Below are 23990 nucleotides of genomic sequence, written 5' to 3'. Positions count from 1 at the left end.
TTTTATATTGTTAAATCCAGGTTATTGATTTACAAGCACCCAATCTCCTTTTTCTATAAGCGGAATGGCTTGCTTATATTTTAAGGTTTTATTCTCGCCACTCATAACATTTTTGATAGTCACCTTGTCATTACGACCAATTTTAGGTTGGTTTCTTGTAATGGTCTCGGTTACCTGCGGTCTGGGTTGTTGGGTGTTTCCTGCAGCCCTGCTTTGAGCGGCCCTTTCATCCATATTAGGAATTTCTTCCTTTTGGGTTTCTACTTTTTCTTTTTTTCGTTGTCTTGCTTCGTGAATGTTAGAAACATTTCCTTCCGGAATTTCACCTTTAAATAGGAATGAAATCACATCCCTATTTACCTGATCAAGCATTGCTTTAAACAATTCAAAAGCTTCAAACTTATAGATTAGTAAAGGATCTTTTTGTTCGTGAACGGCCAATTGAACACTTTGTTTCAATTCGTCCATTTTGCGAAGGTGTGTTTTCCAGGCATCATCAATTATGGCAAGACTTATATTCTTTTCAAAATCTTTTACTAATTGAATGCCTTCAGTTTCATATGCTTTTTCAAGATTAGTAACTACCTGTAAGGTTTTTTGCCCATCTGAAAATGGAACCGAAATTCTTTCAAAGTTGTTACTTTCATCTTCATAAACCTGCTTAATTACCGGGAATGCCCTGGAGGCACTGTGTTTCATTTTCTCTTCGTAATGCTTATATGCTTCTTTATAAACAATTCCGGCAATTTTTTGAACGCCCATTTTTTCGAATTCTTCTTCCGAAATCGGGGCACTCATAGAAAAGTAGCGAATTAGTTCGAATTCAAAATTCTTGTAATCCTGGGCTACTTTGTTGTTTTCGGTAATAGCTTCAGAAGTATCAAAGATCATATTAGCGATATCTACCTTAAGCCTGTCACCAAATAGCGCGTGGTATCGACGTTTGTAAATCACCTCACGTTGCGCATTCATCACATCGTCATATTCAAGCAAACGCTTTCTTATTCCGAAGTTATTTTCTTCTACTTTTTTCTGGGCGCGTTCAATAGATTTGGAGATCATGGAATGTTGAATTACTTCTCCTTCTTCCAGTCCCATTTTATCCATTAATTTGGCAATCCTTTCTGAACCAAATAGACGCATTAGGTTATCTTCCAGAGACACATAAAACTGGGAGCTTCCAGGGTCTCCCTGCCTACCGGCACGACCTCTTAACTGGCGGTCTACACGACGTGAATCGTGTCGTTCGGTACCTACAATAGCCAAACCACCGGCTTCTTTTACTTCTTTACTAAGTTTAATATCGGTACCACGACCGGCCATATTTGTAGCGATAGTTACAATCCCAGATTTACCGGCTTCAGCAACAATATCGGCTTCTCGTTTGTGTAGTTTTGCGTTAAGTACATTGTGCGGTACATTTCTCAATTTCAGCATTCTTGATAGTAATTCTGAAATCTCAACCGAAGTGGTACCAATAAGCACAGGTCTTCCCGCATTAGAAAGATCGGTAACATGGTCTATAACCGCGTTGTATTTTTCACGTTTGGTTTTATAAACTAAATCGTCTTTATCATTTCTTGCAATGGGGCGGTTGGTTGGAATTTCTACCACATCCAGCTTATAAATTTCCCAGAACTCTCCAGCTTCCGTTACAGCAGTACCGGTCATCCCCGATAACTTACTGTACATTCTAAAATAATTCTGAAGGGTTACGGTTGCAAAAGTTTGGGTGGCATCTTCAATCTTTACATTTTCCTTTGCTTCAATTGCCTGGTGTAAGCCATCGCTATAACGACGCCCGTCCATAATACGACCGGTTTGCTCGTCTACAATTTTTACTTTGTTGTCTATCACCACATATTCGTCATCTTTTTCGAATAGGGTGTAAGCTTTAAGCAATTGTCTTAAGGTATGGATGCGTTCACTCTTTACGCTATAATCTCTAAATAATTCTTCTTTTTTCTGGGCCTCTTCTTCTTTTGAAAGTCCTTCTTTTTCAATTTTGGCAATCTCCATTCCCATTTCGGGCAATACAAAGAAATCGGCATCTCCGTCTGCAGAAAGAAACTCTATTCCTTTATCGGTAAGGTCTATTTGGTTGTTTTTCTCTTCAATGGTAAAATAAAGATCGGCATCTACTTTAGGCATTTCGCGGTTATTATCCTGCATATAGTGATTTTCGGTCTTTTGCAGCAGTTGCTTTATACCTTCTTCACTAAGGAATTTAATTAGTGCTTTATTTTTAGGAAGTCCACGGTAAACTCTTAGTAATAAAAAAGCACCGTCTTTGGTATTTCCTTCTTTGATAAGCTTTTTAGCTTCAGCAAAGACTTTGGTAAGGTGTTTACGTTGTAATTCTACGATATTGGAAATTGCCGGTTTCAACTCGTTAAATTCGTGAACATCTCCTTTTGGGATAGGTCCCGAAATAATAAGTGGGGTACGGGCATCATCAATTAATACAGAATCTACCTCATCTACAATAGCGAAGTTATGCGGGCGCTGTACCAAATCGTCTGGAGCGTGAGACATATTATCGCGCAGGTAATCAAAACCAAATTCGTTGTTGGTACCATAAGTGATATCGGCATTATAGGCTTTTCTTCTAGCTGCAGAATTTGGTCTGTGGTAATCTATACAATCTACACTTAACCCGTGAAATTGAAAAATAGGGGCCATCCAGGCACTATCCCTTTTTGCCAGGTAATCGTTAACGGTAACAAGGTGCACTCCGTTTCCGGTTAAGGCATTAAGGTACATTGGTAATGTTGCTACAAGGGTTTTACCTTCACCAGTTTGCATTTCGGCAATTTTACCCTGGTGCATGGCTACACCACCAATTAGCTGTACATCATAATGAATCATATCCCAGGTTACCGGTTTACCGGCAGCATCCCAGGAATTGTTCCAAATTGCATGATCTCCCTCAAGATTTACATAATCTTTTTCGGCAGAGATTTCACGATCATATTCAGATGCTACAACCTTGATTTGTTTGTTATGGAAAAAACGTTTAGCCGTTTCTTTTACAGTAGCAAAAGCTTCAGGAAGTATTTCGTTTAGAACCCCTTCTGATATTTCATGAGACTTTGCTTTAAGGGCGTCTATCTCAGCATAAATATCTTCTTTTCTGGTAATATCTTCACTGGCATCAGCCTCGGCCTCCAGTTCTTCAATTTGTTTTTTGGTATCTTTTAAAGCTTCAGCGATTTTTGCTTTAAAACCGGTAGTTTTTGCTCTAAGTTCGTCTATCGATAAAGCTTCAAAGTCTCCTTCAAGCGCTTTTATCTTGTTGACTATGGGTTGTATTTCTTTGACGTCTTTTTTTGATTTATCGCCAACAAATACTTTTAATACAGAATTTAAAAAACTCATAATAGTTTTTGTTTAATACGGGGTTCAAATGTACGCAAAAAAAAAGCCTCACTTTGGAGACTTTTTTCTATTTTTTGCGTGTTGTTATTTAATATTCATCCTCATTCCAAAGATAATCATCATCGGTAGGATAATCAGGCCAAATTTCCTCAATAGAATCATACGAGTCGCCTTCATCTTCAATTGCCTGCAGGTTTTCAACTACTTCCAGGGGAGCACCTGTTCTAATCGCATAATCAATTAACTCGTCTTTAGTTGCTGGCCAGGGTGCGTCACTTAAATAGGATGCTAATTCTAATGTCCAATACATGGGTTGATCAGGTTTATTATTTTTGCAAAAATAAATTTTTTGTGGTAATAGCCAAGAAAAAAATCTATTATTTAATCAATAATATTAAGAACTTACGCAAAAATTATAAAATTTTCTAGATGATTGGAATTTAAATGCTCTAAAACCTGTAGCGAAATTGAAAATTTATTTCCTGAAAAGCTATAATAGGGCATTTTATCAGATAGTTTATATAATTATTGCAAGAGCCTGGGTTGGGTATTATGATTTTTCTGGAATCCATTTTACCTCTTCGGCCTGTAATCTTTTAGACAACATTCGTGCCAGTACAAATAGGTAGTCAGAAAGTCTATTTAGATATTGTAATACGGCTTCGTCAAAAGCTTCAATTTCGTATAAAGCGGTGGCAAGACGCTCGGCGCGACGGCAAACACAACGTGCTATGTGACAGAATGACACGCTTTGGTGGCCTCCTGGAAGGATGAAGTGGGTCATTTCCGGAAGGTCTTCATTCATTTTATCCATTTCCTTTTCCAAAAGCTCAATGTCCTCGTTAGAAATTTTTGGAATGTTCAAACGATCTTTTCCATTCTTTAATTTTTGTTTTTCGGGATCGGTGGCTAAAGTAGAGCCAATGGTAAAAAGTCTATCCTGAATTCTGCTTAATATGTTCGCCGTATGCGCTCCAGTATCCTGGTCGCGAATAAGACCAATGTGAGAGTTTAGCTCGTCTACTGTGCCATAACTTTCTATGCGAATATGATGTTTTGGAACTCTTGTTCCTCCAAACAATGCGGTAGTACCTTTATCACCGGTTTTTGTATAAATCTTCATATAATTCTTTGCTAATACTTAGTTGATTGCCAAAGGTACAAAATGAAGAATTAAGCAAAATATTGCTTTAGGTGTTGGTTTCTGATTTCTCCTCATTTCTACGAGCGAAATACCGCTTTCTGAAATTTCGGTTTTTACGTGCTTTTCGGTTCTTTTTGGCTCGGCGGGAATTCCAGATAAAATAAACAAGAAATACCGCTATAAGCGCGAAGTAAATCCAGGTTTCCTGGTCAAACTCAAACATGATAGGCTATTAATTTTTTACAAGATAAGAATTTCTAATTCTTTTCGTGATTAAAACAGAGAAATAGAAGGGATATTTGAAATAAAACTTCTGAAAAATTACAAAGTCTGGCCTGCAATTTTGCAAGACAGACTTTAATTAGGATTTAGTCGAAAAATAAGATCTCACGCTCTAAGATATCTCTCGAACTTTAATACTTTGTTGTATAATCTCTTGTGGGCCTATAGCCAGGGTATTTACCCAAATTTCTAATCTTGTGTAGAGGTGGTAACCTGAGGTCCAATGCCGCTAAGGCTTTGGTTGTATATCCATACTTCCTGTAAGGCTCCCTTGCTAATATCCATCCATTCCTGCACGAAAGAATCAAAGGAACCTGAACCGTGAACTTCATTGAATTTTTCTTTTAGCCTTTGGTCTTTTCCCAGCCAGGCAAAATCATCAAAAAAATAGACCACCGATAAATCCTGACCAGATTGGGTTGAAGAGAATTCATTGGTATAAATTCCAAAAGGGGTTTCAGGAGATTTCTCTTTTAATACTTTTGTTACTTCTTCTAATTTAGATAACATAGCGTCATATTTTCCTCTTTCAATATCCCAAATGGTAACTCTAAGTTTACTCATTTCAAAGTTTGTAGGGAAATTGGAGAAATTGCTATGAAACCTCCAGTAAGTCACCTCATCTTCGTTTTCCATATAAGGAACTACGTTCGTGTTCCAATCTTCATCGTGTGCATCCTGGTTGGGATTAGGTTTGTCTAAATCACTCCAGGTCATGGGGCCTATTACCGCCATGTAATCATAGGCGTTTTGGCCGTTCATAATATTGAAAATTCGTACCCCCTTAGCACCTTCGGCATGAAATTGCTCGTTGTGGTTTTTCATCCCTTCTGAAAACTCTTTTGCTTTATCGCTTTTGGCTGAAAAAATTGTAGTTCCTACAATAAGGTATTCCTCATTGTTACTGTCCTGATTTTGGGAGATTACTAAAAAAGGAATTAGCATCATCCAGTAAAAAATTGATTTCATAAGCTGTTTAATTAAGTGTTAATAATGCAGCTATGATAGAGGAGGCAACTATAAATAGGTTCTCTAAGTTACTGAAAAATAGTTTAATATGTGTGGTGCTTTTTTGTTTTTTTAATTTGCAAGTATAAAAAAACGCCCAAAAGGACGTTTTTAAATTTCAATTTTCGTTCTTGTATTTATAACCCGAAACTTAAAGATAGAATAACATTAGTGAAATCTCTATCTATTTTTGCTGTGTTTGTTAGGCCTCTTTCATAAAGTCTTGGGTTTTCTTCATATTGGGTGTTGGTGTAGGCCAGGTCTATTTTCATATTTCCAAAATCATACCCAAGTCCTCCTGAATATCCGGTAAGGTCGCCCATAGTAGTTTCATTTGAATAAGGGCTTTGCTCAAAGCGGTAACCGCCTCTTAAGCTCCAATTATTAATTCTGTATTCTCCACCCAACCTAAAAGTAGAAGTTGCCTGAAGCTCTTCTGAAATAAGATCGTTTTGAAATTCGAATTCGGGATCGCTGGTAGGTCTTAATTCAGTTGCTGAATAATCTCTATATGAATAATCAAAACTAATTAATCCTCTGGCACCAAATATTACGGCAAGGCTTCCGGTTAATTTTCCGGGAGTTTTTAAGGTGTAATCCGGGTATATGTTTAAAACGTTTGGATCTACAATTACACGTTCATTTGCATTATTGTTGGTTTCAAGGTACTGTGTGGCTTCTTCAGTAATATTAAACCAGGTAGGGGAATGGTAAGAAGCTCCAATTCTAAATTTTTGGCTAAGTTTAGCAATGGCACCCAATTGAAAAGAAAAACCATCTCCAATTGTACTTAAATTATTATTAAATCGTACCTCATTTGTAGCGCTTCCGGCATTATCATTGCTTTCCCTAAACCTGGTAGAGCGATCGTAATTTAAAAAATGGGTATTAAGGTTTGCGCCCAAATAAAGAAAGTCTTGAAATTGCGTTGCAACATTAAAAGAGAATTTACCATTTAACCCGGTAGCCACGTTTCGGTACTCCTGGTTAAAATTTCCCGGGCTTATAAAAGAATTATAAGAAGTGTTTTCGGGAGAATTATTAGCATGGTCAATAACATAGCCCTGATATCCTAAAAAAGCTTGTTGGGCACTAAAATCGTAGTTTTCTCCAAGGTAGGCGTATAGGTCTGTAATACTTTCGTCTTCTCTGGTTTGAAGCAAATCTAGAGGAACTCCTTCTGCATGACTTAAAAAGTAACTATCTATAGAATTTTGACTAATTCCGGTGGCTATATAGGCATCATCAAAATTATTTGTTTGCTCATAATTTACACTTAGACTAAATTTTTTCCAGGGGCTGTTAGTTCGAGTGTCAAAAATAAGTACACCACCAGCCTGGTTAAAATTGATATCTGAATTTTCATTCGAGGTAGTCGTACCAAAATAATCTACTTTTTTATCAGAATTTTGGTGTGCTAACGTTATGGTTCCAAAAGAATTTAAAAACACAGCAGAACCGGCCGGGTTTACCGAAATGGCTGATAGATCACCGCCAAGAGCACCAAAAGCACCACTCATAGCCCTAAATCTGGCGGTTCCATTTAATTCTTCAGAGCTATACCTGTATGCATCGGTAATGTTTTGAGCGCTGGCAATTCCTGCAATGAGCAATACGCCCAGCGTTAAGAATATCTTTTTCATAAATGTCTTTTAATCCCTAATTTAAGGGGTGTTTGCTTAAATTAATTCGATACTTTTTGGAAAACAGTTTCTTAAAAAACCTTACAACCAGAAGCCGTAAGGTTAATTTTAATTGTTTATAACTCGATAATCGAATTTTAATTGCGCTTTAGTTTATCTCTAATTTAAAAACTTTATGTTGTAAGCTTTCTGGCTTTCTACAAATATTTTAAACAAGTTCTAATTATCCTCTACCACCACCTCTGGAAGATGATGAGCGACCTCCGCCAGAACTTCTGGTACCTGAACTTCTTGAGCTGCTTGAGCTACTTCTCACTGTACCACTACTCCTGGACGATCGTGAAGATGATCTATTGTAAGTACTGGGCCTTGAGCTTCGGCTTGATCTATTTATAGATGAGCTTCTCCTGGTAGAGGAAGAGTTAACTCTTGCCGGTTCGCTTCTTCTGTTAGAACGGGTGTAAACCCTGGAATTGTTAGAGCTACTTCTAGTATAGCTTCTATCAGAATTTTGATTGCTTCTTATATTCCTTATGCTTCTGGAATAAGAAGATTCGTTACTTCTTACATTAGATATATTGCTCCTTCTATTAGAACTATAGTCTGAATAGCTGGCTCTTCTGCCGCTATTGTAAGCTACATCCCTATAATGATTATGATGGCTATAATAAGGGTTATGTATGTAACCCGGGCCCCAGTAGCCTGTGTAAAACCAACTATAACCGTATCTAAACCCAAAGGAGTGTCCCCATCTCCAGTGCGGGCCAAAGCCTGCACCCCAATAACCGGGACCATAGAAAGGATCCCAATAATATGGGTTGTTCCAGTATCCTCCAAAACCATAACCGTATCCAAAACGGTTCCATCTCCAGGGATTATAAAATCCACCATAAAAACCATTATTGTATATATTTATGGTGTATTGGTCTGGATCTTCGCCCCAGGGAGCACGACCTGTATTATACCCCTGATTGTTTTCATAATAAATTTCGTCTTCACCGGTTTCTGTAGAAGAATAAGAATCTACATCGGTAAAAACTATATCATCGGCCATTTGGCCATAAAATTCAGATTTTTCTGAAAAAAGGTTTTTGTAGTAAGTGTTTCCCAGATCCTGATTATTATTAGCATATTGCGATGATTCATCAGAAGTTGTTTGCTGCTGGTTAGAATCACCATATATTCCGTCTTCGTAACCAGAATATTGGTAGGAACCACAAGATGCTAACAATAGCAAGAATGCTGGAGCAATAAAAAGAATTGCTTTTCTAGGTAAGTTGTAATTGCGTATCATTAGCCAAGTATTTTATTGTTGAACATTGCAAAAATAGTTAGTTTTGCGCTAACTAAAACTGCATTTAACTTGTGTTTGTAAAATACAAGATTTATGCCAAATCCATAGAATGAGTAAAAAGTTAAGTAAAAGAAGCGAAGATTATTCAAAATGGTATAATGAATTGGTTGTAAAAGCCGATTTAGCTGAGAATTCAGCAGTACGAGGTTGTATGGTTATTAAACCTTATGGTTTTGCTATTTGGGAAAAGATGCAGGCAGAGCTTGATAAGATGTTTAAAGAGACCGGTCATCAAAATGCATATTTTCCACTATTTGTGCCCAAACATCTTTTTGAGGCAGAAGAAAAGAATGCTGAAGGTTTTGCCAAAGAATGTGCGGTTGTTACGCATTACAGGTTAAAAACTAATCCTGAAGATAAAACTAAATTAATAGTAGATCCTGAAGCTAAACTGGAAGAAGAACTGGTAGTGAGACCAACTTCTGAAGCCATTATATGGAATACTTATAAAAACTGGATTCAATCATATAGAGATTTACCCATAAAGATTAACCAATGGGCAAATGTAGTTCGTTGGGAAATGCGTACGCGTTTATTTTTAAGAACTTCAGAGTTTCTTTGGCAGGAAGGGCATACTGCCCATGCAACCAAACAGGAAGCCTTGGAAGAGACAGAATTAATGAATAATATTTATGCTGAATTTGCCGAAAAATTTATGGCAATGCCGGTAATTAAGGGTGTTAAAACCGAAGCGGAACGTTTTGCCGGTGCGGTAGATACTTATTGTATTGAAGCAATGATGCAGGATGGGAAAGCACTGCAGGCAGGTACTTCTCACTTTTTAGGACAGAATTTTGCCAAAGCCTTTGATGTAAAGTTTACTTCAAAAGAAGGCAAACTTGAAAATGTATGGGCTACTTCCTGGGGCGTTTCTACGCGTTTAATGGGAGCACTTATAATGACACATAGTGATGATAATGGTTTGGTACTTCCACCAAAATTAGCACCCACTCAGGTGGTAATCGTTCCTATTTATAAAGGAGAGGAACAACTGCAGGAAATTTCTAAAGTGGCTAATAAACTTGCCGATGAGCTTAAAGAGGCCGGAATTTCGGTTAAATATGATGATAGGGATACACAAAAGCCGGGCTGGAAGTTTGCGCAATACGAATTACAGGGTGTTCCGGTTAGATTGGCAATTGGCCCCAAAGATATTGAGAAAGGAAGTGTAGAACTGGCAAGAAGGGATACACTCACCAAAGAGTTTGTAAATCAAACTGAAGTGGTGGAGAAGGTGAAGCATTTAATGGTAGAAATGCAGGAAGCCCTTTTTGAAAAAGCAAATAATTTTAGAAACGAGCACATCACAGAAGTGAATTCTTTTGATGAATTTAAAAAAGTTTTAAAAAATAAAGGCGGATTTATTTCGGCACATTGGGACGGAACTACAGAGACAGAAAACAAAATTAAGGGGCTTACCAAAGCTACAATTCGCTGTATACCATTTGGTTCCGTAAAAGAGTCTGGAAACTGCGTGCTTACTGGTAAACCTTCAGAACAAAGAGTGCTTTTTGCAAAAGCATATTAATTTTTAAAATTTTTTTGTTCAACACTTGTGGCATTGAAAAATAGTTGTATTTTTGCATCCGCATTGAAACAAAAAATGGTCCGTTCGTCTAGGGGTTAGGACGCCAGGTTTTCATCCTGGTAACAGGGGTTCGATTCCCCTACGGACTACAAAAGAACACAAGTTTTAGTTTTGTGTTTTTAAAGTCCTGAAAAGGCAATTTGAAATAAATTAATGGTCCGTTCGTCTAGGGGTTAGGACGCCAGGTTTTCATCCTGGTAACAGGGGTTCGATTCCCCTACGGACTACTTTAAAAAAATAATTAAAGCAATTTTGTAATGGCAAATCATAAGTCAGCATTGAAGAGGATTCGTAGCAATGAGACCAAGCGTCTTAGAAACCGCTACCAGCATAAAACTACCAGAAATGCAATTAAGAAGTTGAAGGAGTCTGGAAAGGAAGAAGCTGAAGCTTTGTTGCCTTCTGTTATCTCGATGGTAGATAAATTGGCGAAGAAAAATATTATACACGACAATAAAGCTGCGAACTTAAAATCGCAACTTACAAAGCACGTAGCCGCGCTTTAATAAGAATTACAGTGTTCAATTATAAAAAAATGCTTCCTGAATTTTTAGGAAGCATTTTTTTATTGGTACCGCTAAAGGGTATAATAACCCGAGATAGTTTACAGCTAAAATACTGAAAGCCCGGTTAAGGTAGTTAAGCGTTCCAAAGCTTTCATTCCTAATTCAGAATTTCCTTTTTCATTTAGAATAGGGCTCCAAACAGCAACCGAATACTGGTCTGGGTGTATAGCTACAATACCACCACCAACACCACTTTTTCCAGGTAGTCCAACTTCAAAACTAAACTCTCCGGCTTCATCGTAAAAGCCACATGTTTGCATTAAAGAATTAATCCTTTTAACTGTAGTAGGGGTTAAAATTTCTTCTTGGGTACCTAAAATTTTTCCTTTGTTGGCAAAAATCATAAAAGCCTGAGATAACTGTTTACAAGACATGGCCAAAGAACATAGGTGAAAATAAAAATCAACTATGGGCTCTACCTCACATTTAATGTTGCCAAGTGCTTTCATATAATTTACCAGGGCAACATTCCTATAGCCGGTAGATCTTTCTGATGCTGCAATATTATGGTCAAAGTTAATGCTGTCGTCATTTGTAATCTTTCGAACAAAATCTAGTAATTCTTGTTTGGGATCCTCCAGTTGATCTACTAAAATATCTGAAATTACCAGCGCACCGGCATTAATAAACGGATTTCGGGGAACACCGCTTTCATATTCCAGCTGACTAAGGGAATTAAACGGATCTCCAGAAGGTTCTACATCTACCCTGTCCCAAAGATCTTCGCCCATAAGCCGCATGGCCATAGAAAGACTAAAAACCTTTGCGATACTCTGAATGGAAAAAAGCTCTTCACTATCTCCAAAACTATAATGTTGACAATCTCCGCAATAGACATGCATACCAAATTTCCTTGGGTCTATCTTGGCAAGTTCCGGGATGTAAGACGCCACTTTACCGGAAACATCCCGGTAACTTAATTCATTATTAATGGTCTCTAATATTTTGGGATAATCCATAACTAATTTAATTCGCTTAGGTCGCTGTTTGTTTCTATTTCGTAAGGTACTTTTTCTGTCTTAAAAATACGGGCACTTAACCTGCCTTTTAACTCAATTTTATTATCTGAAACCAGTAACCAACTACCTTCTCTTAACCCAATTACAGGCTGTGTATTTATCTTGTGAAACTCTTTAATTCTTGTTTCACGTGTTTCACCTTTGTGTGTAGAGTTTTTATCTGGGTCTAAATAGTGCGGATTAATATTAAAAGGTACTATGCCCAAAGTTTTAAAACTTGGTGGGTAAACTATAGGCATATCGTTAGTGGTTTGCATTGTTAGCCCGGCGATATTTGTACCCGCACTGGTTCCCATATAAGCGGCACCATTTTGAACACTTTCTTTTAATGGCTGCATTAATTTGTGGCGGTAAAGTTCTGAAACCAGTAAAAATGTGTTACCGCCACCAGTAAAAATGCCTTTAGCATTAAGGATGGTTTCCTGCATATTTGTAAATTCATGAATTCCACGTAATTTAATTCCTGCTTTTTTAAAAGCTTTGGTCGCTAGTTGGGTGTATTCGTCATGAGATACTCCCCCGGGCCTGGCAAATGGGATAAAAATTACTTCTTCTACTTCTTTAAAAAATAGTTTTATTTCTGGAATTAGGTACTCCAGGTATTCCTCATTGTGTAAGGTAGAGGTACTTGCTAATAATGCTTTACTCATTGTTTAAGCAGTTTTTAGATGCTAGTATAGGATTTACAAGGTTTAAAATTAGATTAATTAGGGTTTTTAACAAAAGTTTACAAGCAGGTTTGCTGGTTTTAAGAAGTAAGAATTGTTACTTTATTAACAGGAAATTTACCACTATGATAAAGAATGCGTTTTATATTGCTTTTATTTTGTTTAACTGTGTCTTGTTTGCGCAAGATCAGGACAGAATTGTGATTAACGGGAAAATTATTGTTCCTGAAAATGATTCTCCCGAGGGAATGACTATTTTTAATCAAAGCACCTCCCGTGGAACCATAGCAAACTCTAATGGCGAGTTTAAATTACAGGTAGCTTTACAGGATACCGTTGTGTTTTCTGCCATACAATTTAAAAGTTTTAAAGTAGTGGTAGAAGAAGGGGTTATAAATTCGGGCGAAATGAATGTGTTTCTTACTGAAAATATAACCGAATTGCCCGAAATACGCTTGTCTAATAACGAACTCTCTGGAGATATTAGGGTAGATGTAGCCCGAATAGAAGTCGAAGATCCCGATGTACCCCTGTATTCTGCTGCCGATTTGGAAGCTATGAATGTTAAAAGACAGCCCGATTCCTTAATGCGGCCGGGAAGAAACGATGCACTGGCAGCCAGTAATACGCGACTGGTAAACGGACTTAACTTTGTGAATGTTTTTAAATTGCTTGTTGGTGCCGAAGTAGAGAACAATCCGTTTACGAAACGCGAGTTAGATGAGAAATTACGCGATTTATATGATGATGAGTTTTTTAAGGCCAATCTGAATATTGAACGGGACAGGATTAATGATTTTATTTACTATGTTACCGATCACGGATTGGATCAGGAATTATTGGAGGATGGGAATGAACTTAACCTCATTGAATTTTTAATAACAAAAAGTGAAGAATATAAGGCGTTTCACGCACGTGATTAACTTTTAATAACTGCATCAATCAATAAAAACTTATCATCAACATCAACAAATGAAATATCTTTTACCAATCTTAAGCTTTTGCTGCATTTTTACCGTAAATGCGCAGGAAACCACACTTGTTACCGGTAAAATTAAAGCCGATAGTATTGAAGCACCCATTCATATTATAAATGTAACCCTGGAAAAAGGAACGCTGAGCGATAAATCAGGGAATTTTACCATTGAAGCTAAAGAAAAGGATTTACTGCTTTTTTCTTCAGTACAATTTCAGCAAAAAGAAGTTGTGATTACTTCTCAAATACTAAATCAAAAAACTTTAAAAGTTGAACTATTACCGGCACTAACCGAGTTAGAACAGGTAAGGCTTCATAATTTAAGCGGAAATCTTAAACAGGATATTGCCAATATTGAAGTTATTGATATGCCTATTATTAAAGTACCACCGGCCCCACGCAGCCTAAAACCCAGAGGAACCCCAAATGCAGCTTTTAATGCCAGCCAAGCTCAGGCACCGGGTGGAGCTAATATTTTAGGCCTGGTGGGTTTGGTTATTGGGAAGCCTAATTTTGGTTCGTTGGGCAAATCTGTGGCTCCCCAAAAAAAGGGAGAAAGAGAAATAGTGAACAGTTTACGTCATAGGTTTGATGATTACTTTTTTACCAATCATTTGAAAATTGATGCCGAACATATCATGATTTTCCTCACCTATGTTTTTGATAATGGTTTTCGGGAAAACTTACTAAAAGAAGAACACGCTCTGGAACTGGTAGTGTTTTTAGAGAATAAAAGCGAAGCTTATCGCAAATTTATTGCTGATTAAATGATAAAAAGCTTTTTTCTTATTTTTCTACTGTTTGCTTCTTCTCAATTATTTTCTCAGGAAAGAATAATTCTAAAAGGAAAGATCCTGGCCGATTCTATTGAAGCGCCCATTCATATTATAAATATGAAAGCAGAAAAAGGAACAGTTACCGATGCAAATGCTGTGTTTGCAATAGAGGTGAAGGAGCAGGATCTTTTATTGTTTTCTTCGGTGCAATTTCAAAAAAAAGAAATATTGGTTACTCCAGAAATTTTAGAATCCGGAGTTTTGGAAGTCGAATTGAAAAAAGAGCTTACCGAATTAGAGGAGGTGAGGTTACATGAATTTAGTGGAAATCTCTCTAAAGATATTGAAGGCATTGAAACTTTTGACCCAAGAATTATTGGTTTTGCACTTTCAGATAAAGAACCTTTAATTATAGAAGAGCGAAAACTCTTTGCAATTACCAGGCCTGATGATCCTGTGGGAACACTCTACGGAATTATTTCGGGCCAAAAGAAAATGTATGAAAAAGCTATTAAAAACTCTAAGTTAAGCGCCCTTGTTTCTAAAGCCAGGGAATTGATGCCAGATGAATTTTATACTGAAACCCTTAAATTAAAGGAAAACAAAATCATGGATTTTCTCTACTACTGCAGCCAGAAACCAAATTTTAAGGAATTAGTCAACAAAAATTATCCATTAATTTTAATGGAATTCGTTAAAGGAATGATCGCTGAATATAATGAATTTACCCAGGATTAGTTTAATAATTCTATTGGCCGTTCTGCTAATTTTCAGTGAAGGCTTTTCGCAAGAGAAAAATGTATTATCTGGTCAAATTATTACAGAAGAGCCTCTAAATTCACCGGTGCACATCATAAATATTAGTCGAGAAAAAGGAGGGGTAAGTGAACTTTTAGGGCGTTTTTCAGTAGAAGTAAGTGTAGGCGATACTTTAGTCTTTTCTTCGGTTCAATATAAAAAGGAATAGATTACAGTAAATCAGGAAATCCTTCAGCTAAAAGATTATAGAGTTAAATTGATAGAAGTTAGCTGCAATATTTTTACAGAGGTAAGTTACCAATTTGGTAACTTTTAATTATATTTGTTTTAAAATGATTTAATGTGAGAATTATTGCAAAACGAAGCTTACGTGATTTTTGGACAAAACACGCCGATAGTGAACAACAATTAAAATCCTGGTATCGAGAAACAGAAAAAACGAAGTGGGAAAATATTAATGAATTAAAGAAAGATTATCCTAGTGCCAGTATTTTACAAGACAACCGAATCGTTTTCAATATTAAAGGAAACAATTATCGACTGATTGTAAAATTCAACTTTGAATATCAAATTTGTTGGATAAGATTTATTGGAACTCACGCAGAATACGACAAAATAGACGCAAACACCATTTGAGATGAATATAAAACCAATTAGAAACGAAAAAGATTATCAAAATGCTCTCAACAGACTTGAGGAAATTTTTGATGCAAAAAGAGGTACAGAAGAAGGTGATGAACTGGAGATATTGTCAATTTTAATTGATAACTATGAAGATGAACATTTTCCTATAGAAATGCCAGATCCAATCGAGGCCATAAAATTTAGAATGGAACAAATGGGAATGAAACAAAAAGATTTAGAAGAAGTATTTGGTTTTAAAAGTAGAGTTAGCGAAATCTTGAATAAGAAAAGAAAATTAACTTTAGAAATGGTAAGAAATCTTAATACAAAACTTCATATTCCGACAGAAGTTCTTATTCAAGATTACTAACAAAAAATACAGTGGCTAAGAAACTCGGTTATAGCAAAAGAAGATGATTACTGAATATAATGAATTTACCCAGGATTAATTTAATAATTCTATTGGCCGTTCTGCTAATTTTCAGTGAAGACTTTTCTCAAGAAATAAAGGTATTATCTGGTCAAATTATTACAGAAGAACCTCTAAATTCACCGGTGCACATCATAAATATTAGTCGAAAAAAGGAGGGGTAAGTGAACTTTCAGGGCGTTTTTCAGTAGAAGTCAGTGTAGGCGATACTTTAGTCTTTTCTTCGGTTCAATATAAAAAGGAAAGGATTGTAGTAAGTCTTAAAAAACTTCAGCAAAACAATTTCACCATTAAACTCGAGGAAGATCTTACGGAATTAGGGGAAGTGAAACTTCATAAGCTATCCGGGAACCTGGTAAAAGATATTGAGGGAATCGAAACTTTTAATAAGTTCGATTTAAATGCGCCTATGGCGAGGAAGCCGCCGCCAACCCAAATAGAACGACAAAGCTTTACAGCCAGCACTGGCCCATTCGGTAGAAAATTAAGTGTAATTGGGGTTGTAACCGGCAAAATTCCATTAGCTCCCATTATTAATAAATTGAACGGGACTTTAGATGAGTTGGAAAAAAGGCAGTAAAATGCTGACCAGAAGTTTCAGGTAGAAAAAGCAGTGTAACTTATTTCTGAAGAAACCTTTATAACAGACTTTAAAATTCCGGAAAGGGAGATAATGAATTTTGCGTATTATTGTGCCGAGAATTATGATCTAAAGGTTCTACTAAATAATCCTCTAGAACTATACGAGTTTTTTCAATCTAAAGCTGCAGAATATAAGGCACTGAAGGTTTTGGATTGAAATTTGCAACCTAATTGGAAAAAATAATGAGAAAAATAAGCCTAATTTTGGCCAGCTTTTTTTTGCTTTCAGGTTTCAAATCTGGGCCCCATGAGTTTTATTTAAGCGTTACCGAGATTGAATATAATAGGCAACAGCAAAGCCTTCAAATTATTACCCGGGTTTTTATAGACGATTTTCAGAATGTTTTAAACCAACGCTATGGCGCAAAGCTTCAGCTTTCAGAAGAAGCTGAAGAAGGTGCAATTGCCGGGAATATTTCAAAATATCTTCAGCAAAAATTAAAGCTTCGGGTACATGGCGAAGAACTTCAGCTAAATTATTTGGGAAAAGAATACGATGCCGATCAATTGATACTATATATTGAAGTTGAAAATGTTGCTCCTTTTAATAATATTGAAGTAACCAATAGCATATTAACAGATTTATTTGATGATCAAAAAAATATAGTACACGTAAAAGTGAACGATAAAACTAAAAGTTTACTTTTTATGCGACAGCAAGAAACTGAAAAACTTAGTTTTCCTTAAATTACCGCAAAAGCCTAGAAATTATTTTTACTTTTAAAAATCCTTAAAACAAACCAAGCATTAATGAATAATATACGATTATTAAGTTTCGCATTTATAATATTTTTTGTGAGCGGTATACAGGCTCAAGACTCGGGAGAAAGAGAGCAACAAGCCAAACAGGAAGGTCACGAAAATAATAACAAGTTTAAACAACTGCATGAAACTTTTGCAACTCCCAATCAATACAGGACCGGTGCGGGTGCTCCCGGAGAAGCTTACTATCAAAACCAGGCCGACTATAAAATGGAGATTGTTTTAGACGATAAAAATACGCGTTTAGATGGAGAGGCTCAGGTGACATATTATAACAACTCACCTGATAAATTAGAATATTTATGGGTGCAATTAGACCAAAATATAAGAAAAAAAGACGCTCCGGGTTTAGATCGTAATCCCAGTGTAATGCGACCTGTGACTACACCCCAGGGCTTTGTAAGTGAATATATGCAGGAGTCTTTTGACGGTGGTTTTAACATTACCGACTTAAGTCAGGATGGAGATAAATTGAAGTATACCATCAATCAAACCATGTTGAGGATAAACCTGGAAGAACCCCTGAAACCGGGTGAATCTTTTGAATTTGATATAAAATGGTGGTATAAGATTAATAAACATACAACAGACGGTGCTAGAAGCGGGTATGAACATTTCCCTAAAGATGGAAACAATGCTTATGTAATTGCACAATTCTTTCCAAGAATGGCGGTTTATAATGATGTGGAAGGCTGGCAAAATATGCAGTTTTGGGGAGATGGGGAGTTTGCCCTTCCTTTTGGAGATTACGAAGTAAATATTACAGTTCCTGCAGATCATATTATGGAAGCTACAGGAGAACTTCAAAACCGCGAAGAAGTATATACCAAAGAGATGATGCGCCGTTATAAGCAGGCAAAAAAATCTTACGACAAACCTGTGATTGTTAGAACTCAGGAAGAAGCTATAGAGGCCGAAAAATCTTTTTCCACTAAAACCAAAACCTGGAAATATAAAGCCGAAATGGTTAGGGATTTTGCATTTTCTACCTCTAGAAAATTTATTCTGGATATGATGGCTACCGATGTACTTGGCAAAGATGTGATGGCCGTTTCTTTATACCCTAAAGATGGCAATCCATTATGGGAAAAATGGTCTACCAGGGTTGTAGCAAGTACGCTTACTTCTTATTCTAAACAAACATTTCAATATCCTTACCATAAGGCTGTTTCGGTTCACGCAAAAAACCAGGGAATGGAATACCCTATGATTTGCTGGAATTACGGGCGCCCAAATGAAGATGGAAATTATTCTGATAGGACTAAATTTGGGATGATAAGTGTAATAATTCACGAAATTGGCCATAACTTTTTTCCCATGATTGTAAATAGTGATGAGCGCCAATGGGGGTGGATGGACGAAGGTTTAAATACGTTTAGTCAATTTTTGGCAGAACAGGAGTTTGGCAAAAAATACCCTGAAGCTATTGGTTCACTAGAGCAGTATCCCTCTAGAAGGGGAGTCCCTTCTAAGATTGTACCTTATATGAGAGGTAATCAGAAATATATTGCACCTATTATGAGCAACCCCGAAAATGTATATCAGTTAGGGAATAATGCCTACGGAAAACCGGCAACTGCTTTAAATATTTTAAGGGAAACTGTGATGGGGCACGAGCTTTTTGATTATGCCTACAAAACATTTGCCCAGCGATGGATGTTTAAGCATCCAACTCCCGAAGACTTTTTTAGAACTATGGAAGATGCTTCAGCCGTAGATTTAGATTGGTTTTGGAGAGGTTGGTTCTATACTACGCATAATGTAGATATGGGAATTAAGGAAGTTCAAAAACTTTATGTAACCGATAAGGCTACTAAAGAAGGAAGAGAATTTTTGGAGCAGTATGGAGCCGATCCCGAAGAGATAGAGGCCATTTACGTAGTTAGTGAGGATAGCGAGGAATTTGATGAAAATTTAAAAGGAAAATCTGTTTTGGAGAATTCTCCAACCATAAATGAATTTGTAATGGATAATTTCTCTGAGTCGGAAAGAGCAGGTTTAAAAAATCCAAAATATTTCTACCAGGTTACTTTTGAAAAGCCGGGCGGAATTCCGATGCCATTAATTGTTGAATTTACCTGTGCCGATGGTTCTTCCACGCTAAAAAAATATCCGGCTCAGTTATGGAGAATGAACGATGAGGTAGTAACAAAAGCCATTGCTGCCGATAAAGAAATTATTAAAATAGTAGTAGATCCCAAGCTTGAAACGGCCGATGTTGACATAAGTAACAATACCTGGCCAAAAGAAGAAACCACAAATAAGTTCGAGAAATTCAAAGAGAATCTGGCAAACTAAAACATTTTTAGGCCGACTTTAACGAGTCGGCTTTTTTTATGCTTAAATTTGTCGTTATATTTGTTAAGCTATGAATATGATACCTCTTTTTATTAGTGGAGCCGAAATTGCTTTTATCCTTTTTATTTTGGTAATGGTATTTGGCGCCGATAAAATTCCTGATATAGCCCGGGGAATGGGTAAAGGAATGAAAATGCTTCGTAATGCCTCTAACGACATTAAAACTGAAATTCAAAAAAGTGCCGATAAGCAAGGTATCAATACCGACATTACTAACGATGTAAAAGGTGAAATAGATAAGGTGAAAGAAGATATAGATGAAATAACCGGTTCGGTTAAACGTAGGTTTTAATTACTAATGTTAGAGCAGCTAGAACAATGGGATAGAGAGCTGTTTATCTATCTTAACGGCCTTGGAATCGAATCTTACGATAATTTTTGGATTACCGTTACTACAATCCAAAACTGGATCCCACTATATATTGCTTTTTTTGTGCTTTATTTTGTAGCTTTTCATTGGAAAAAAGCGCTTTTCACCAGCCTTTTTACGTTGGCTACAGCACTTTCTACTTATGGTTTTACCAATCTTGTAAAAAATTTCTTTCTTAGGCTTCGGCCCAACAACGAGCCGGAAATTGCAGATATTATTAGAATTTTACAAACTCCGGATAATTACAGTTTTTTCTCTGGCCATTCTGCGGTTTCTACTGCTGCAGCCCTGTTTCTAATACTGGCACTAAAAGATAAATATCCATGGATTTGGGTAGTGCTTATCTGGCCGCTATTGTTTATGTTAAGCCGAATTTATGTAGGGGTTCATTACCCGGGAGACGTACTTGTTGGTGCGGCGGTAGGAGTAATATTTGCCCTGGTGTTTTTTATGCTTTACCAGCGCTCCGGAAAACGTTTTATTTAAGTCGGCTTAAGGTTAACCCGTCCCGAATTGGTAAAATAACTGTTTCTATTCGCTCATCTTCGGCAAGCATTTTATTGTACTTTAAAAGTGCACGGGTAGATTCGTCATCGGCTTTTAACGGCTTTACAACTTTGCCACTCCACAATACATTATCTGATAAAATAACGCCCCCTGGATTCATTTTGTCTATTATTAAGTCGAAATAGGCAGGATAATTAGGTTTGTCGGCATCAATAAAAACAAGGTCAAATGTTGAATTGATTTCAGGAATTACTTCCCTCGCATCTCCTATATATTGCCTAATATTATTTTTGAAGTTTGAAGCCACAAAATATTTTTGCTGAAAATCGTATAATTCCTCGTTGATGTCTATGGTGTGTAACATCCCATCTTTAGGCAGGCCTTCTGCTAAACATAAGGCCGAGTAGCCGGTATAGGTTCCTATTTCCAGAATAGTTTTTGGCGCTATTATTTTTGAAATTAAGCTTAGAATTCTACCCTGGTAATTTCCGCTTAGCATCCTGGGTTGCAAAACTTTTTGATTGGTTTCCCGGTTTAGTTTTGCTAAAAAATCAGGTTCTTTAGCTGAATGTTCTAAAATATAATCGTCTATAGCTTCGGGTAGAAAATGCATGGGAATTCTAATTTTTTTCAAATTTAGAGAATTTAATGTTTTTAATATGAAAGCTTTCAAGACAAATACTAATTAGCTTTTACTCCTTAATTAACTTTTAACTCTATGAGGCTTGTTAGGAGGTAATTTGCTTCAGGCATTTCTGCCAATAAATTGTATTTTTACTTAAAACTAAAACCACACATGCAATTTCAAAATACTCTAGAATATGCCCGGGAACTGGATTCCCAGGACAAACTATCATCATATCGCGACCAGTTTATTTTTCCGCAGCATGAAGGGAAAAATGTGATTTATTTTACCGGAAATTCGCTTGGTCTTCAACCTAAATCAGCTAAAAAATATGTGGATGAGATTATGACCGATTGGGCCAATCTCGCCGTAGAAGGTCATTTTTATGCCGAAAAACCCTGGTGGGATTATCACGAGCGTTTTTCAAAGAAGCTGGCTAAAGTAGTAGGTGCGAAACCTGCTGAGGTTACAGTTATGAACACCCTTACGGTTAATTTACATTTGTTGATGGTGTCTTTTTACAGACCAAAAGGAAAACGTTACAAGATTATTTGTGAAGAAAAAGCTTTTCCCAGCGATCAATATATGATTTCCAGTCAGGTTCGTTTTCATGGATATGACCCCAGGGATGCTATTGTTGAAATTAAAAGGCGTGAAGGGGAAAATAACTTTAGAACCGAAGATATTCTTTCTAAAATAAATGAAGTAGGAGAGGAGTGTGCTTTGGTGCTTATAGGAGGCGTAAACTATTATACAGGGCAGGTATTGGAAATGGAAAGCATAACCAAAGCAGGACATAAAGTAGGTGCTTTTGTGGGCTGGGATCTTGCTCATGCTGCCGGTAATATAGAATTAAAATTAAGCGATTGGGAGGTGGATTTTGCCGCCTGGTGTAGTTATAAATATATGAATAGCGGTCCCGGGAATGCTTCCGGTTGTTTTATTAATGAAAAATATCATAACCAAAAAGATATTCCTCGTTTTGAAGGTTGGTGGGGCCATAGCAAAGAACGTAGATTCTTAATGGAGCCTGAATTTCAACCCGAACCCGGAGCAGATGCCTGGCAAATCTCTAATGCTCCTGTCCTGGCCCTTGCGCCTTATTTAACTTCGCTTGAAATGTTTGATGAGGTAGGAATGCCGGCATTAATAGAAAAAAGAAATAAGATTGTGGCCTACCTCGAGTTTGTTTTACACGAAGTTGATAAAGAAGTTGAGAGCACTTTTGAAATTATTACACCTCCAAATCAGGAAGAGCGAGGTACACAACTTTCGGTGTTTTTACACGGAGAAGGCAGGGAATTATTCAATTATTTAATGAAAAACGGCGTAATTCCCGACTGGCGGGAACCCAATGTAATTCGCCTGGCCCCGGCACCTTTCTATTGCTCTTTCGAAGATATGTACCAATTTGGTCAAATTCTTAAAAAGGGAATTCTAGAGAAATCTAAATAAATTAAGATGAAAAAAATACTTGTATTTTGTTTTTTGATGATTTCTGTATTCGGATTTTCCCAAAATCCTGAAACTGATCTAAAACTTCAAAAGAAATTAGAAACACTTATCGAAAATTTCAATGGAGATGCAGGCGTATATGTGAAAAACCTGAAAACCGGAAAAGAAGTTGGGATAAATGCCGACACTATTTTCCCAACAGCAAGTATCGTGAAAGTTCCTATTCTTATAAAGATTTTTGATAAAATTGAAAAAGGAGATTTACATTACAACGATAGCCTGGTGTATTCGAAAGACCGTATTTACGGAGGTTCGGGGTTAATGCAGTTTTATAAAGATAGTACCCGAACAGACTTAAGGACCCTGGTGGCATTAATGATTAGCTATAGCGATAATGTCACTTCCTTATGGAACCAGGAACTTGCCGGTGGCGGGGAAGCCATCAATAAATTAATGGAGGAGCTTAACCTGGAACATACGCGCGTAAACTCGCGAACAAAAGGTCGTGATAAAGATTGGGAAAAATACGGTTGGGGACAAACCACGCCCAGGGAAATGGCTTCCATTTTAGAGCAAATTAGAGAGCGCAAATTAATAAGTGCTGCAGCCAGTGACGAAATGTATAGGCTGTTAGGTAATTCTTTCTATCAGGATTATGCTTTGTCCCAGGTTCCACCTTATGTGCAGGCTGCGGCAAAACAGGGTATGGTAAATAAATCACGTTCAGAGCTCTTTATGGTAAATGCCCCTTCGGGAGATTATGTATGTTATATAGCCACAAAAAATAATGAGGACGAATCCTGGGGCGATACGAATGAAGCCTGGGAATTACAAAGGCAAATTTCAGCCTTGCTTTGGAATTATTTTGAGCCCGGCTCTAATTGGAAACCGGCCAAAGGGGCTCGCGAGTTGCTTAGGGGTTTAAATTATTAATGCTAGATTTCAATAAAAAAGCCACGAATTCAATATTTTTTACAGAATTCGTGGCTTTAAATTTTTTGGGAATTTACCCGATAATCTAGCTTTAATGCCGCGTTCGTTGGTTTTTTACGAGGT

The 23990-nt window shown here is 36.9% G+C and carries 24 protein-coding genes and 2 tRNA genes; 17 read left to right on the top strand and 9 right to left on the bottom strand.

From position 1 onward, the window contains the following. Window positions 1-21 precede the first annotated feature (21 nt). From secA to GUB10_RS08955, 6 genes are all read right to left on the bottom strand, one after another. Window positions 22-3378 carry a preprotein translocase subunit SecA gene (secA, locus tag GUB10_RS08980; RefSeq protein ID WP_193711098.1) on the bottom strand — a complete coding sequence of 1119 codons (3357 nt, stop codon included), beginning with the start codon at window positions 3376-3378 and terminating at the stop codon, window positions 22-24. 88 nt (window positions 3379-3466) lie between these two features. Then, window positions 3467-3688, bottom strand: coding sequence for a DUF2795 domain-containing protein (locus GUB10_RS08975; protein ID WP_013070580.1), 222 nt, complete (start codon window positions 3686-3688; stop codon window positions 3467-3469). A 240-nt stretch (window positions 3689-3928) separates the two neighbouring features. Further along, window positions 3929-4501, bottom strand: coding sequence for a cob(I)yrinic acid a,c-diamide adenosyltransferase (locus GUB10_RS08970; RefSeq protein ID WP_193711097.1), 573 nt, complete (start codon window positions 4499-4501; stop codon window positions 3929-3931). A 492-nt stretch (window positions 4502-4993) separates the two neighbouring features. After that, window positions 4994-5773 (bottom strand): hypothetical protein, encoded by a 780-nt coding sequence (locus GUB10_RS08965; RefSeq protein ID WP_193711096.1) that lies wholly within the window; start codon window positions 5771-5773, stop codon window positions 4994-4996. Between the two features lie 176 nt (window positions 5774-5949). Next, window positions 5950-7455, bottom strand: coding sequence for an OmpP1/FadL family transporter (locus GUB10_RS08960; protein WP_193711095.1), 1506 nt, complete (start codon window positions 7453-7455; stop codon window positions 5950-5952). A gap of 223 nt (window positions 7456-7678) precedes the next feature. Beyond that, the gene (locus GUB10_RS08955) at window positions 7679-8749 is read right to left on the bottom strand and encodes a hypothetical protein (RefSeq protein WP_193711094.1); all 1071 of its coding nucleotides are present in this window, start codon (window positions 8747-8749) and stop codon (window positions 7679-7681) included. Between the two features lie 109 nt (window positions 8750-8858). Between GUB10_RS08955 and proS the strand changes: the two genes are divergently transcribed. The 4 genes from proS to rpsT all read left to right on the top strand — a co-directional run bounded on the left by proS (window position 8859) and on the right by rpsT (window position 10903). Beyond that, on the top strand, window positions 8859-10337 hold the full coding sequence (gene proS / locus GUB10_RS08950; RefSeq protein ID WP_193711093.1) for a proline--tRNA ligase: 1479 nt from the start codon (window positions 8859-8861) through the stop codon (window positions 10335-10337). 77 nt (window positions 10338-10414) lie between these two features. Next, a tRNA-Glu gene (locus GUB10_RS08945) sits at window positions 10415-10486 on the top strand. 66 nt (window positions 10487-10552) lie between these two features. Continuing rightward, window positions 10553-10624 (top strand) — tRNA-Glu (locus tag GUB10_RS08940). A 30-nt stretch (window positions 10625-10654) separates the two neighbouring features. Beyond that, window positions 10655-10903 carry a 30S ribosomal protein S20 gene (rpsT, locus tag GUB10_RS08935; protein WP_193711092.1) on the top strand — a complete coding sequence of 83 codons (249 nt, stop codon included), beginning with the start codon at window positions 10655-10657 and terminating at the stop codon, window positions 10901-10903. A 104-nt stretch (window positions 10904-11007) separates the two neighbouring features. On the opposite strand, the gene GUB10_RS08930 is transcribed toward rpsT, so the two are convergent. Both GUB10_RS08930 and pepE read right to left on the bottom strand, forming a co-directional pair. Beyond that, on the bottom strand, window positions 11008-11922 hold the full coding sequence (locus tag GUB10_RS08930; protein ID WP_193711091.1) for a glutaminase: 915 nt from the start codon (window positions 11920-11922) through the stop codon (window positions 11008-11010). A gap of 2 nt (window positions 11923-11924) precedes the next feature. Further along, window positions 11925-12632, bottom strand: a complete 708-nt coding sequence (gene pepE, locus GUB10_RS08925; RefSeq protein ID WP_193711090.1) for a dipeptidase PepE — start codon at window positions 12630-12632, stop codon at window positions 11925-11927. Window positions 12633-12775: 143 nt separating this feature from the next. Here pepE and GUB10_RS08920 point away from each other — a divergent pair, with 143 nt between their 5' ends. From GUB10_RS08920 to GUB10_RS08870, 11 genes are all read left to right on the top strand, one after another. Next, entirely contained in the window at window positions 12776-13573 is a 798-nt protein-coding gene (locus tag GUB10_RS08920; RefSeq protein ID WP_193711089.1) for a hypothetical protein, read from the top strand. A gap of 49 nt (window positions 13574-13622) precedes the next feature. Then, window positions 13623-14393, top strand: a complete 771-nt coding sequence (locus tag GUB10_RS08915) for a carboxypeptidase-like regulatory domain-containing protein (protein WP_193711088.1) — start codon at window positions 13623-13625, stop codon at window positions 14391-14393. After that, a complete protein-coding gene (locus GUB10_RS08910) occupies window positions 14394-15140 on the top strand; it encodes a hypothetical protein (protein WP_193711087.1) in 747 nt (248 codons plus the stop codon). Continuing rightward, entirely contained in the window at window positions 15121-15369 is a 249-nt protein-coding gene (locus GUB10_RS08905) for a hypothetical protein (protein ID WP_193711086.1), read from the top strand. The genes GUB10_RS08910 and GUB10_RS08905 overlap by 20 nt, the downstream gene beginning before the upstream one ends. A gap of 134 nt (window positions 15370-15503) precedes the next feature. Further along, window positions 15504-15797 (top strand): type II toxin-antitoxin system HigB family toxin, encoded by a 294-nt coding sequence (locus GUB10_RS08900; protein WP_193711085.1) that lies wholly within the window; start codon window positions 15504-15506, stop codon window positions 15795-15797. 1 nt (window position 15798) lies between these two features. Further along, on the top strand, window positions 15799-16155 hold the full coding sequence (locus GUB10_RS08895; RefSeq protein WP_193711084.1) for a type II toxin-antitoxin system HigA family antitoxin: 357 nt from the start codon (window positions 15799-15801) through the stop codon (window positions 16153-16155). Window positions 16156-16540: 385 nt separating this feature from the next. Beyond that, window positions 16541-16795 (top strand): hypothetical protein, encoded by a 255-nt coding sequence (locus GUB10_RS08890; protein ID WP_193711083.1) that lies wholly within the window; start codon window positions 16541-16543, stop codon window positions 16793-16795. A gap of 245 nt (window positions 16796-17040) precedes the next feature. Beyond that, window positions 17041-17544, top strand: coding sequence for a DUF6702 family protein (locus GUB10_RS08885; protein WP_193711082.1), 504 nt, complete (start codon window positions 17041-17043; stop codon window positions 17542-17544). Between the two features lie 63 nt (window positions 17545-17607). Then, window positions 17608-19917, top strand: coding sequence for a M1 family metallopeptidase (locus GUB10_RS08880; protein ID WP_193711081.1), 2310 nt, complete (start codon window positions 17608-17610; stop codon window positions 19915-19917). 70 nt (window positions 19918-19987) lie between these two features. Then, window positions 19988-20269 carry a twin-arginine translocase TatA/TatE family subunit gene (locus GUB10_RS08875; protein ID WP_193711080.1) on the top strand — a complete coding sequence of 94 codons (282 nt, stop codon included), beginning with the start codon at window positions 19988-19990 and terminating at the stop codon, window positions 20267-20269. Window positions 20270-20275: 6 nt separating this feature from the next. After that, window positions 20276-20833 carry a phosphatase PAP2 family protein gene (locus GUB10_RS08870; RefSeq protein WP_193711079.1) on the top strand — a complete coding sequence of 186 codons (558 nt, stop codon included), beginning with the start codon at window positions 20276-20278 and terminating at the stop codon, window positions 20831-20833. Here the strand turns inward: GUB10_RS08870 and GUB10_RS08865 are convergent. Beyond that, window positions 20826-21467: an O-methyltransferase gene (locus GUB10_RS08865; RefSeq protein WP_193711250.1), complete on the bottom strand. Its 642-nt coding sequence runs from the start codon at window positions 21465-21467 to the stop codon at window positions 20826-20828. The genes GUB10_RS08870 and GUB10_RS08865 overlap by 8 nt on opposite strands. A gap of 183 nt (window positions 21468-21650) precedes the next feature. Between GUB10_RS08865 and kynU the strand changes: the two genes are divergently transcribed. Continuing rightward, window positions 21651-22934 carry a kynureninase gene (gene kynU / locus GUB10_RS08860; protein WP_193711078.1) on the top strand — a complete coding sequence of 428 codons (1284 nt, stop codon included), beginning with the start codon at window positions 21651-21653 and terminating at the stop codon, window positions 22932-22934. Window positions 22935-22940: 6 nt separating this feature from the next. Then, on the top strand, window positions 22941-23867 hold the full coding sequence (locus tag GUB10_RS08855; RefSeq protein WP_193711077.1) for a serine hydrolase: 927 nt from the start codon (window positions 22941-22943) through the stop codon (window positions 23865-23867). Window positions 23868-23990 lie beyond the last annotated feature (123 nt).

It is taken from the genome of Salegentibacter sp. BLCTC (genome assembly GCF_015143665.1).
Classification (GTDB): Bacteria; Bacteroidota; Bacteroidia; order Flavobacteriales; family Flavobacteriaceae; genus Salegentibacter; species Salegentibacter maritimus.
The sequence above is the reverse complement of the archived record's forward strand: the minus strand, read 5'-3'. Positions and strand labels throughout refer to the sequence as shown.